We start from the raw sequence: 12043 nt of genomic DNA, 5'->3' as shown, positions 1-12043 counted from the left end.
TCGCTGCCCGAGAGATAGTTGACCGCATTTTCCACGTTGGCGCGGACTTCTTCCATGTTCTTGCGAATCTCTTCCTGAATCTGCTGAATGTCCATTGTCTCAAACCTCCATAGGGTTAGCATCGTTTCGATGTATTACAAAATACGACAATGACGCGGGATGTCAAGGGGATTGTTGACGCGGTGCGCGATTTTGTGGAATCTATTGAAATTACAGGGAAAGTAGCCGACCATGTCAGCTCAGCGAGCAGATGAAGTTCACGTAGCAACCCAGTGATGCCGGGGGGAAGACAGATGCGGGTCGCGATCATTTATCACCGGGTCGACTGGGAGTGCGCAGCCAGAATGGCGGATTACTTGCGCCAGTATTCTTGTGAAGTTTGTTGTGCTGACGACAAAGGTGTGCGGCTTCAGGGAGCCAGGGGCGATGTAGCAGAGGTCGCCGCGTACATTGGCACGTGTAATCTGGGGCTGATTTTGCTCGCACGTACCATCGATAAAATCGATCTCGAACTTCAGTCTCAGGTGGAAGCACTGCTCAGTAGCGGTGCGCCCGCAATAGTACTGGCGATGTCCGGTGTAGAGGTGTCGGCATTCAGCTATCTTACCGGGCATCCTGTCGTCCATTTAACTCCCCCAACACTCGTCCCGGAACTGGAAACAGCGCGCAATGCTGTGGAAAGACATTGGCAACAAGCCGGTGAAAAAGATCTGTGCGACAATGTGGACTTGTGGAATGGCGTGCTCGGAATCGTGTTGGGTCTTTCGGGCATGGGACCCAATCAGGGTTAAGGCTGTCTGGCACGTCTCGCACTCATCTAAATTCTGCGGTCCATCTCGGGTCATTTCGGTCCATCGTGGGCCATCGTGGGTCATGTGACTTGATCGGTCACACCTCGTCTCCATACTGAAAAGAGGAGGCCCAGCCTTCGCCGAGGCTTCGGCGGGCAGGCCCCAACGATCCCTGCTCCCCTTTCGGGGGAGCTGTCACCGAAGGTGACTGAGGGGGTTGTGCGGGCGGTGTTTCGGCTCTGCAGCGCGGCGGTACGCGGCACCCCCTCAGTCCGGGCTATCGCCCGGACAGCTCCCCCGGAAGGGGAGCAGGGAAAAGTGGCGCGCTTTGCGCGCGTTTGATCGCCGCGCGAAAGCCCTTCGACAGGCTCAGGACAGGGAGAAGAAAAAATTTTTGGAATCTGTAAATACGGGCCTGGGCGATCAGAAAAAATCGCGGAAATGGAAAAAGGAAGCGCGGCGAAGCCGCCTACTGCGCCTTCTCGGCAAGGGCCTTGGCGCGCTGGACGTATTTGAGGGCCATTTCGGAGCGGCCGTTGCGCTCGTAGATCGTGCCGAGCATGCGCAGGAGCTTGACGTACTTGGGATCGTTATCTTCCTTGCGGGCGCTCATGCGGCCCTCGCGCGAGAGGCTCGTCGAATCGACCGAGACGGTGACGTTGTTCTCGATCTCGTAGCGGGCTTTTTCATAGAAGGCGTTGCGCACGAAGTTGGGCTTGAGGATCTTGTGGGGCGGCTCGATGGCGGTGCCCGCGTCCATGGCCTTTTTCAGGTAGCGGTAGGCCCGGTTGTAGTTACGCTGGGAGAGGAAGATCATTCCAAGCTCGAAGAAGGCCTGCCCGGCATCGGGGGGCGAGAGCTGGGCGATGCGCTCGAAGGCGATGACGGCCGAGTCGATGTCGCCGTCCTTTAAAGCCATGATCGCCTGGGAGGTGTGGAAGAGCACCGAGTCGGGCGCGATGGTTCCCAGGGCGCGAAGCTGTTCGAGGGCCTTGTCGCGCCCGCCGCCCACGATGCTGGGGGCGAACAGGTAGTACTGAAACAGGTCGGTGCGGGCCGAGGCACTCTTGGGATCGAGCTCGACGGCCTGCTCGAAGTGGCCCTTCACTTCCCACACCGGCCCGAAGGCGGCGGCCACGATGTTCGAGTTTTCGAGTTTCATGCCCCAGGCGCGCGCCAGCCACAGGTGGTGGTCGCTCACGTCGGGCTTTTCGTCGGTGGCGTAGGTCAGGTGCTTGATGGCCTGCTCGTAGTGGGGCGGCTCATAGGAGAGGAGAACCCGACCGAGCTCATAGTGAGCATCCACATCGCGCGGGTCCTTCTTGAGAACCCCCACCAGCGCGCGGTGGGCGGCGCGTACCTCGCCGAGGCGAATCAGGTCGCGGGCGCGCTGGACCTCCGGGCTGCGCTCGGCCCGCGCGAGGGCGGGCGCAAGGAGACAAAGCAGTGCGAGCAGGCACACGAGGAGCGTGCGTTTTCCCCCCGTTTTTCTGTGTGAATCTCGCGCCAAACTTGATGATTTCCTCACCCTGAGGTGCTCCGGAGCGCGGAACTTACCACAGCCCCCACGCCCCTAGAAGGCATGGATGCGAAAAAGTGATGACGGAGTCACGCCCGGTGCTTTGTATCAGGGCACGTTTGGTGATCTCCCTCACATTCGTGATAAGAAGCCGCGTGCGCGCGTCTGGATTCCGGCGCGCGGATGGGACTAAGTTGAGCGCCGCAGTACGCGGCCCGCGCGGGCTGCGGCAAAGGATCTCGATGCGCAAAGCGACGCTTACTTTTGTGATGCTTCTGGGCCTGCTGGGCGTCGGGTGCTCCAGCACGACCATCGTTCCCGGCAGCGGCCGGGTGATGGTGGGCCAGTTGGTGGCCGCGCCGATGACCAGCGCGCTCTCCCAGAGTGAGAACGCGGTGCTCTTCATGACCCGCGGCGGGGTGTTCAGCTCGGCTGCACTCGATGAAGACGGCAACTTCGCCGTCCCGATTCCCGACTTCGACACGACCGGGGCGCTGGTCATTCGCCTCAATGTCATCCTGCCCGGCGGCGGGCAGGAGATCCGCGTCGATGCGGTGCTGGTTGATGATTCCTCCAACGGAGTGTTCCGCGTGGCCGGCGGTGAGGACGACATTGAGCTGACCGCGCCGCTCAGCGTCGATCTCGACGCCGACACGATCAGCTTTGCCAGTCCTATGGATATTCCCGCGGAGCTGACATTCCTGAGCGCGCCCTACAGCAAACAGGACCTGTGCGCCTACCTGCCGGGCAGCCCCTCGGCCAACTGCGCATTCAGCGAGCTGCATGGCTGCGTCGAGGGAGATGCCGACGCGGCGACGACCTGCGTTGAAAGTGCCGCGCCCGAGGACGCGGTGCTCCTTGCCTGCAATCCCTGCCAGGATCTCACCGATCCGGCCGACTTCACCGGGCCTTTCTCCATCGGGACTGTCGGCATCGGTTCCGGCTCTCTGGTGGCCGCTTCGCCGCTGCCGCAGATCGTGACACCCTTCCGCGGCCTGGCGGTTACGGGGCTCTGGTTCTACGTGCCGGCCAGCGATTTCGGCGGCGCGCCGGGAACGAGCATCAATCTCAACCTGGCGGCGCGGCCCGATATCTTTCTGACCGACCCGACCGATTCATCGAGCTACCGCTTCGTCTTCGAGTCGGGCGAGCGCTTTTCAGCGGAGCAACTGGTTCCGCTCACTTTGCCGGTGCTCGAATCCGACTCGGGCGAGCGCGTGCTGGTCACCTACTACACGACCTCGGGCACTCTGAGCACGACCCTTTGCGGCTGTGGTGACAGCGCACCCCAGTGCAGCTTCCTGCCCGGAGCCTGCACACCGTAGCCCTTTCCACCCGTTTCACCCTCCATGAGACGAACATCGTGGGCACAGCGCACTTGCGAAACCGGGTGCGAGCCTACTAGAACAGGCGCCGCGGTCCTCTCCCGGACCGCTCTGCAGAATTGGGAGCAACCATGGCAGCAGTAAGCGAAGACGCAATCAAGAAGGCCCTCTCCGTCATCATCGATCCCGACCTCGGCCAGGACATCGTGAGCCTTGGCTTCGTCAAGGATCTCAAGATCGACGGCGGCAAGGTGGGCTTCACCATCGAACTGACCACGCCGGCCTGTCCGATCAAGGAACAGTTCCGCACCCAGGCCACCGACGCCGTCCGCGCGATTGATGGTGTGGAGAGCGTGGAAGTCAACATGAGCTCCAACGTGCGCAGCCAGGACGTGGGAGGCAAGGCCAACCCCGTTCCCCAGATCAAGAACATCATTGCCGTCGCCTCGGGCAAGGGCGGTGTGGGCAAGAGCACCGTCGCCGCGAACCTCGCGGTCGGCCTCTCCATGGCCGGTGCGAAGGTCGGGCTGATGGACTGCGACTTCTACGGCCCCTCGGTCCCGCTCATGATGGGCGTCTCCAAGGCGGACCTTCGCCAGGTGGGTGAGAAGATCCTTCCCGCGCGCAAGCACGGGCTCGAGATCATCTCGTTTGGATTCTTCGTCGGCGAGAAAGACCCCGTCATCTGGCGCGGCCCGATACTCGACTCGGCAATCCGCCAATTCTTTACCGACATCGCCTGGAGCGAGCTCGACTACCTCATCATCGACATGCCGCCGGGTACCGGTGATGTGCAGCTCTCGCTGTGCCAGCGCGTGCCACTCACCGGCGCGGTTGTCGTCACGACGCCGCAGGCCGTTGCGCTTGCCGACGTCTACAAGGCGGTCTCCATGTTCGAGAAGGTGAACGTGCCCATCATCGGCGTCGTCGAGAACATGAGCTTCTTCGTCGCGCCCGACACGGGCAACGAGTACAAGATCTTCGGCGAGGGCGGCGGTGAGAAGATCGCCGGCGAAATCGGCACGGCCTTCCTGGGCAAGGTGCCGCTCGACCCGCGCGTCGTCGAGGGCGGTGATAAGGGCGAGCCCATCCTGCTCGTCGACGCCGAGTGTGCGGCGGCGCAGGCCTTCCTCTCGGTCTCGCAGCAGACCGCCCACCGCGTGAGCGTTGCGCAGGCCAAAGAGCAGCCCCAGCTCATCCAGATCACCCGCGCGTAATCATTTCAGGCAGCCAAACGAAAAGCGCCGCCCCTCGGGTGGCGCTTTTTTCTTGTCGGCTAGCGACCGGCGTAGTTGTCCTTGAAGTAATCGGCGGTCTCGGCGTAGACCTTTTCCATCCAGTCCTTGCGGGCAGCGAACCAGCGGATGGTGGCGCGCAGCGCCTCGTCGAACTCTGCCTTGGGAGTCCATCCGAGCTTCTGCACGGCGCGTGAGCTGTCCATGGCATAACGGAAATCATGTGCGGGCCGGTCGGCGACAAGCGCGATCTCCCCGCGGTCGCAGCCGAGCTCGTCGCAGAGGGTCTCGACGATCATGCGGTTGGTGCGCTCGTTGCCGGCACCCAGGTTGAAGATGTCACCGTCGTCCGCACGCTGAAGCGCAAGCCACACGCCCTCGGCAAAGTCCTCGACATAGGTCCAGTCGCGAAGCTGGCGGCCGCTGCCGTAGAGCGGGAGTTCCTCTCCCAGCAGCGCGCGGTGCACCATGAAGGGGATCAGCTTCTCGGGAAACTGGCGCGGGCCGAAGTTGTTGGCCCCGCGCACGATGAGCGCCGGCAGCCGGTGTGTCTTGATGAAGGATTGCACGAACAGGTCGGCGCTCGCCTTGCTTGCGGCGTAGGGACTCGAGGGGCGAAAGCCCGCATCCTCCTTGAACTGCTCGCCCTCGGGCGTAGGCCCGTAGACCTCGTCGGTGGAGATGTGAACGAGCCGCTCGATGTTCTCAGCCTTGCAGGCCTCCAGCACGGTGTAGGTCCCGGTGACGTTGGTTTCCATGAAGATGCGCGCGCCAAGGATGGAGCGGTCTACGTGGGTCTCGGCGGCAAAGTGTACCACCGCGTCGATGCGCTCGGCGCGCAGGGTCTTGATCAGAAAGTCCTCGTCGCAGACATTGCCCTGCACCAGCGTAAAGCGCGCGTCTTCTAGCGCTTCGCCAAGGTGTTCCTTGCGCCCGGCATAGGTGAGCGCGTCGTAGCCGACCACGCATTCGACTTCGGGATCTTCCAGGGCGCGCTCGACAAAATGAGAACCGATGAACCCGGCGGCGCCGGTGACCAGAATGCGGCGGAAGCTCATGGCTTGAGCCCCAGCACGAGGGCGTTGGCGCGTGCCAGCGATTCGTGGGTGCCCGCGTCGGTCCAGTAGCCCGAGAGCCGCGCGTGGGCGAGCTCGCCCAGTTCCAGGTAGCGGTTGTTCACGTCGGTGATCTCCAGCTCCCCGCGCGCCGAGGGTTTGAGCCTGCGAATGAAGTCGAAGACCCGCGCGTCATAGAAATAGATGCCGGTAATTGCGGAGTTCGAAGGCGGGTCCTTGGGCTTTTCGATGATCTCGGCGATCGTCTCGCCATCGAAGCGCGCCACGCCGAATCGCTGGGGATCGCTCACTTCCTTGAGCAACACCATCGCGCCCTTGCCCGAGCCTTCGTAGGTCTTGATGTGGCCAGAGAGCGCATCGCCGAAGATGTTGTCTCCGAGCAGCACGATCACCGGGTGCCCGGCGGCGAACTGTTCGGCCAGTCCCAGCGCCTGCGCAATGCCGCCGGGTTCGTCCTGCACCTTGTAGGTAAAGCGGCAGCCGAAGTCCTTGCCCGAACCGAGCTGATTGACCACCTGACCCATGTGTTCGACCCCGGTGACGACCAGGATATCGGAAATCCCCGCGTCGGTGAGCTTCTTGATGGGGTGGTAAATCATGGGCTCGTGGCCCACGGGCAGCAGGTGCTTGTTGGTCGTCTTGGTCAGCGGCGCCAGGCGCGAGCCGCTCCCGCCGGCGAGGATCACGCCGCGCAGTTCCTTGTCGTTTGCTGATGTCATGCGAATGGAAGTCTAGCGCCGCGGGCGCGCCGATGGAAAGTGGCTTAGCGCCGGTCGACGCGCTCGTAAAAGACGATCGGTCCTTCATCGGGCAGGCGGCGGTAGTTCTCGGAGAGCCACTGTTGCAGCGTGGGGAAGCGCTCGATCCTGTGACGCCCAAAGTAGTGGAAGTCGTTCTCGGCGTAGTCGAGGAACAGTTTGGGCCGGCCGCGCTTTAGATCCCCGATGAAGTGGTCGAACTGTTCTGGCAGGACGAGCTTTTCGAGGTCGAGCTCGTCGAAGGCCCGCTCGGCGCCGAACATGTATCCGGTAATCGGCGTGTTGGGCGCGATGAAGCGATTGGCTGGCAGGCGGCGGGCCTTATAGTAGAGCCCCTGGGCAAAGCCCCAGACGAAGACGGGGTCGTCCTGATCCGTGAGCGAGTCGATCCGCGCGGCGGCGGCACTGAGGACGGGACCGGCTTCCTCATAGCCCCCGCGCAGGGTGCGCGCGATGTTGGCGCCGCCAAAGATGAGGGCGCCCGCGCTGACCAGCACCAGCGCCGATCCGCCAAGTCGCGCGCCCAGGGTGCCGGCACTCTCGTCGCGCGAGAGCAGGGCGAGAAGGCGCGCGCCCGCGACCGCTGAAAGCGGTGCCAGCACCGGGATGTAGTAGTGACCGAGCCAACGCCCGCCCAGCGAGCCTGTCCACAGGGCGACCGCCGCGCTGCCCATCCACAGGATTGTTAGACGAAAGCGCGGCGCGTCGGCCCAGCACTCGCGGCGTAGCCCGCGCAGGGCGAGGATCCAGAGCGGCAGGGCCAGCGCGATGCTGGGCAGGATGTTCCTTGAAAAACGCAGCAGGTGATAGGCCAGGTCGGGTGAGTGCCGGGCCGTATCGCTGTTGGCCATCACGATCCAGAAGAACGCCTCGCCAACCGCGTTGTTGGCGGCGAGGTAGGCGACAAAGAGACCATTGATCAGCAAGAAGCCCGCGCCGAAGAAGATCCAGCGCTTGAGTGCGCCAAGGGTCTCGACCCGCGCGTCTTCTTCGTCCTCCGCGCGACCCAGCGGCGCCCAGAGCAGTTCGAGCGCCAGCAGCGGCGTGGCAAAGAGCAGGCTCTGGCGAATGAGCCCTGCAATTGCGACAAGGGCGCCGGCCAGCGCGAGGTTGCGCCGCTCATCAATTCCAAGCCGCGCGCGGCTGTAGCAGAGCATGGCCCAGACCATGGGCAGCATGGCGGCGTGTTCGGTATTCAGCGGGAGGAACTGGCGCGAGGGACCGAGCGCACTCAAGCCCACATAGAAGAGGGCGATCAGGCGCACGCCCGAGTGGCGGCGCGCTGCCTCCACGGGGGCGAGCTCCATGGCGAGCTTGCCTGCCAGATAGCCCGTCGCGCAGATGAGCGGCAGGGAAAGCGCATGCATGAAATGGAGGCTGTGAATCCCGATGAGCTGGGGCAGGGCGTAGAGCAGGTAGATGAGCGGGGGCTTGTTGTCGATGAAGTCGAGGTAGGGAACCCCGCCCGAGAGCCAGATTTTCGCCCCCATCCACCAGCCGCCCTCATCATTGTTGAGCAGGTCGGTAAAGAGGAAAGGCAGGCGGCTCAGGCAGGCCCAGACCGCGAGAATCAACAAAAACCGCCCCAGCGGCAGCGCCCCCAGAGAGTCCAGGACGCGGGCAATGCGGGATTTGGGGGCCTTGAGGCTCAAATGCCTGAAATCCTTGGAGAAAGTTCCGCCGCCAGTGTGTCCCGGCCGGCCCGTCGCGGTCAATGGGGCAGGCGGGCGGCGCGGGGCTCACGGCGCACCTTGTCAAAACGCCGCCCGTGTATTAGATAAGGACCGCTTGAGTAGGCACTCCTCTGAAAGAGTGGGCCGTCAGCCCGCTCTTTTTTATTTCGGAGTGCCAGGCAAAGGCAAGCCAATGGCAGATCGCACTGCGATGGAAACGCGCCTCGAGGCGCTGGCGATGCCCTTGGTAGAGGCTCATGGCCTTGAACTGGTAGAGGTGGAATTCCTCCCGCGCTCGAACTCGGCGCTGGTGAGGGTCTACCTGGACCGCCCCGGTGGGATCAGCCTGGACCAGATCGAAACCTTCTCGAGGGAATTCGGCACGGTCCTGGATGTGGAAGATCCCATCCCGCAGGCCTTCACTCTGGAGGTCTCCTCGCCAGGTTTGACGCGGCCCCTCAAAAAGGTTCGTCACTACCAGTGGGCCAAGGGCAAGCTGGTGCGGGTGGTTCCTCGGGTGCCGGTGGACGGCCTTGTGACTCTCGTGGGCACGTTGATTGAAGTTGGAGAAGACGAGATCGTCGTCGAAGTGGAAGGAGAACCCCATGTGGTTCAGCTCGACACGATTTCGAAAGCAAATCTTGAGTATGTGGGAGAGTAGAGTCGATGTCTGACGCTCTCGGGCTTGGAAATCTCGGTCGCGTGATCGATTCCGTCGTCAAGGACAAGGGAATCAAGCGCGAAATTGTGGTCTCGGCCCTCGAACAGGCCATCCTGGCTGCCGCCAAGAAGCGGCTGGGTACCTATCGAGAGATCGAGGCCCAGTTCAATGAAGACCTGGGCGAGGTGGAGCTCTTCGAGTTCCGCACCGTCGTGGAAGACGTCGAGGACGATGAGATCGAGATCTCCCTCGACGACGCCCACGTACTCGACCCCGACGCCCAGATGGGCGACGAAGTGGGCATGAAGCTCGAGCTCACCGACTTCGGCCGCATCGCCGCGCAGACGGCCAAGCAGGTCATCATCCAGAAGATCCGCGACGCCGAACGCGACATCATTTACGAAGAATACAAAGACCGCGTGGGCGAGCTGGTGCACGGCATCGTGCGCCGCTTCGAGCGCGGCGACATCATCGTCGACATCGGCCGCACCGAGTCGGCGCTGCCGCGCAAGGAGCAGGTCCCGCGCGAGAGCTACCGCCCCGGTGACCGCGTTCGCGCCTACATCCTGGACGTGAACCGCGCAGCCAAGGGCCCGCAGGTCATTCTCTCGCGTGCGACGCCGCATCTTGTCGAGCGTCTGTTCGAAGTCGAAGTGCCCGAGATCGCCGAAGGCGTGGTGCAGATCGTTCAGATCGCCCGCGAGCCCGGCGCGCGCACCAAGATCGCCGTCTCATCGAAGGACTCCAGCGTCGATCCCGTCGGCGCCTGCGTGGGCATGAAGGGCTCGCGCGTGCAGGCCGTCGTGCAGGAACTTCGCGGTGAGAAGATCGACATCGTCGTCTACGACCCCGAGATCGGCCGCTTCGCCGTCAACGCGCTGGCACCGGCCGAAGTGCTCAAGGTCTTCGTCGATCAGGAAGAGAACACGCTGCAGATCCTCGTCGGCGACGACCAGCTCTCGCTGGCCATCGGTCGCCGCGGACAGAACGTGCGACTGGCCTCCCAGCTCACCGGCTGGAAGATCGACATGAAGAGCGAGTCGGAGTTCGCCGAAGAGCAGAACCGCGCCAAGGAAAACCTGGCCGCCATCGAGGGCATCAGCCCCGTGGCCGTGGAACTGCTCTATCTCGAAGGCTTCCGCTCCGCGCAGGAAGTGGCCGAGATGCCCGCCGAGGAACTAGAGGCCATCGACGGCATCGATGCCGACATGGCTGCACGCATTCTGAACGGTGCACGCAAGCATGTTGAGGCCAGCCTCGAGGCTGCGCCCCAGCAGGCGAAAAAAGAGATTGAAGTCGAGCCGGGCGAGGAAGACATGGTTCACGAGAACATGGACACCGAGCCCTCCGACGAGCCGACTCCCGAAGAGTCGGCTGAAGCAGGCGAGGAAGCGGATGCCGCGGCTGCCGAGAGTGACGAGGCGGAGAAAGCGGAAGCCTGATGAGCAGGTTTTCGCAATCAGTTCGAAGCTTCGTCGGGTATTGCAGGATCAAGCGTCCGCAAGGGAAAGAAGATAAGAGCGTCGTATGGCCAACAAGCGAGTACACGAGATCGCCAAGGAAACCGGCCTTAAGAGCAAGGACGTAATGGAGAAGCTTGAGCAGATGGGCATTGCCGCCCGCACTGCTTCAAGCTCCATCACGACCGACCAGTATGAGGCATTCAAGAACCGGTTCCCCAAGCTCTACGAAGGCGGTGCCGGCACGGGCGCTCCGCCCATCGCAGGCAAGGAACGCGTCGTCACCGTGGTCCGCAGCGACCAGGAGAGCCAGGTCACCGAGCAGGTAACCGAGCGACGTGTCTCGCGCACCGTGATCCGCCGCCGCTCGCGCGGCGATGAGGCGCCCGAGCCCCAGGCCGCCCAGCCCGAACAGGCAGCTGCTGCCGAGAGCCAGGCCGCCGGCGGCGAGAGTGAAGAATCCCCGCGTCTTCTGCGCGTGACCGAGGCGCCCAAGGTCGAGCGCCCCAAGATCGAACTGCCCGAAGAGAAGCCCGCGGCACCCACCCCCGAAGAACTTGCGGCCCAGGCCGCCGAGCCCGAGGCGCCGGTTGCTGCCGAGCCTGAGGCACCCGCTGCCGAGGCCCCGCGCGCCGAAGCACCCCAGGCCGCGCCCGAGCCCGAAGAGCGCCCGATCGTCGACGTGGTCGACCCGGACGCGCCGCGGCTCAAGATCATCGAGTCGGTCAGGACAACATTTAAGCCCCGCGTGGAAGCGGCGCCGCCGCCCCCGCCGGAAGCAGCTCCGACCTCGATTACCGCGCCCGGCGGCGTTCCCGACGAAGCCGCCGAGGCTCGCAAGAAGGGCCGCAAGGGCAAGAAGGGGCGCGAAGGCGTCCGCGACGAAGCCGACTGGAACGAGACCAAGCGCGTCATCCGCAAGCGTCGCGGGTTCGTCGATGCAGAGATCCTTCCCAGCGGCCGCGATGCCGGTGCGCGCCGGAAGGGCAAGCGCCGCGGCGCAGCCAAGAAAAACTCCAGCGGTACCAAGCCGCCGACGCAGAAGAAGCCGATTCGTATCGAAGACTCGATCACGCTCGCCGAAATGGCGACCGCCATGGGCGTGAAATCGGCCGAACTGATCCGCGAACTCATGGGCATGGGTGTCATGGTCACGGCCAACCAGGCCATCGACCGTGAGACTGCAGAACTGCTCGCCGCGCAGTACGACTTTGAAGTCGAGCGCGTGGGCCTTCAGGAAGACGAAATCCTTCGCCAGCAGAGCGAGGACAAGCCCGAGGACCTCAAGCCGCGTCCGCCCGTCGTGACCATCATGGGTCACGTCGACCACGGCAAGACTTCGCTGCTCGACAAGATTCGCGAGGCCCGCGTGGCCGAGGGCGAGGCCGGCGGCATCACCCAGCACATCGGCGCCTACCGGGTCGACACCAACCAAGGTCCGGTGGTCTTCATCGACACCCCCGGTCACGAGGCCTTCACGGCCATGCGCTCCCGCGGCGCCGCGGTCACCGACATCGTCGTGCTGATCGTCGCCGCCGACGACGG

At 63.6% G+C, this 12043-nt stretch carries 10 protein-coding genes; 6 read left to right on the top strand and 4 right to left on the bottom strand.

Translation table 11 applies throughout. From position 1 onward, the window contains the following. The first annotated feature begins 293 nt into the window (after positions 1-293). Positions 294-791, top strand: a complete 498-nt coding sequence (locus KDH09_03290) for a hypothetical protein (protein ID MCB0218694.1) — start codon at positions 294-296, stop codon at positions 789-791. 469 nt (positions 792-1260) lie between these two features. Here KDH09_03290 and KDH09_03285 read toward each other — a convergent pair whose 3' ends face one another. Next, complete coding sequence (locus tag KDH09_03285) at positions 1261-2253, bottom strand: tetratricopeptide repeat protein (protein ID MCB0218693.1); 993 nt, start codon at positions 2251-2253, stop codon at positions 1261-1263. A 299-nt stretch (positions 2254-2552) separates the two neighbouring features. Between KDH09_03285 and KDH09_03280 the strand changes: the two genes are divergently transcribed. Together KDH09_03280 and KDH09_03275 are read left to right on the top strand one after the other, a co-directional pair. After that, entirely contained in the window at positions 2553-3635 is a 1083-nt protein-coding gene (locus KDH09_03280) for a hypothetical protein (GenBank protein MCB0218692.1), read from the top strand. Between the two features lie 131 nt (positions 3636-3766). Further along, the gene (locus tag KDH09_03275) at positions 3767-4852 is read left to right on the top strand and encodes an Mrp/NBP35 family ATP-binding protein (GenBank protein ID MCB0218691.1); all 1086 of its coding nucleotides are present in this window, start codon (positions 3767-3769) and stop codon (positions 4850-4852) included. Positions 4853-4911: 59 nt separating this feature from the next. On the opposite strand, the gene rfbB is transcribed toward KDH09_03275, so the two are convergent. The 3 genes from rfbB to KDH09_03260 form a co-directional block, all read right to left on the bottom strand. Continuing rightward, positions 4912-5928: a dTDP-glucose 4,6-dehydratase gene (rfbB, locus tag KDH09_03270; GenBank protein MCB0218690.1), complete on the bottom strand. Its 1017-nt coding sequence runs from the start codon at positions 5926-5928 to the stop codon at positions 4912-4914. Next, a complete protein-coding gene (locus KDH09_03265; protein MCB0218689.1) occupies positions 5925-6641 on the bottom strand; it encodes an NTP transferase domain-containing protein in 717 nt (238 codons plus the stop codon). The genes rfbB and KDH09_03265 overlap by 4 nt, the downstream gene beginning before the upstream one ends. A 68-nt stretch (positions 6642-6709) precedes the next feature. After that, positions 6710-8356, bottom strand: coding sequence for a hypothetical protein (locus KDH09_03260; protein MCB0218688.1), 1647 nt, complete (start codon positions 8354-8356; stop codon positions 6710-6712). A 214-nt stretch (positions 8357-8570) separates the two neighbouring features. Here KDH09_03260 and KDH09_03255 point away from each other — a divergent pair, with 214 nt between their 5' ends. From KDH09_03255 to KDH09_03245, 3 genes are all read left to right on the top strand, one after another. After that, the gene (locus tag KDH09_03255) at positions 8571-9038 is read left to right on the top strand and encodes a ribosome maturation factor RimP (protein ID MCB0218687.1); all 468 of its coding nucleotides are present in this window, start codon (positions 8571-8573) and stop codon (positions 9036-9038) included. A gap of 5 nt (positions 9039-9043) precedes the next feature. Continuing rightward, on the top strand, positions 9044-10480 hold the full coding sequence (gene nusA, locus KDH09_03250; protein MCB0218686.1) for a transcription termination/antitermination protein NusA: 1437 nt from the start codon (positions 9044-9046) through the stop codon (positions 10478-10480). Positions 10481-10565: 85 nt separating this feature from the next. Continuing rightward, on the top strand, positions 10566-12043 hold a 1478-nt coding region (locus KDH09_03245), incomplete at its 3' end, for a translation initiation factor IF-2 N-terminal domain-containing protein (protein MCB0218685.1).

Source organism: Chrysiogenia bacterium, assembly GCA_020434085.1.
Lineage (GTDB): Bacteria > JAGRBM01 > JAGRBM01 > JAGRBM01 > JAGRBM01 > JAGRBM01.
Note: the sequence above shows the minus strand (reverse complement) of the source record. Positions and strands in the feature narration are given on the sequence as shown.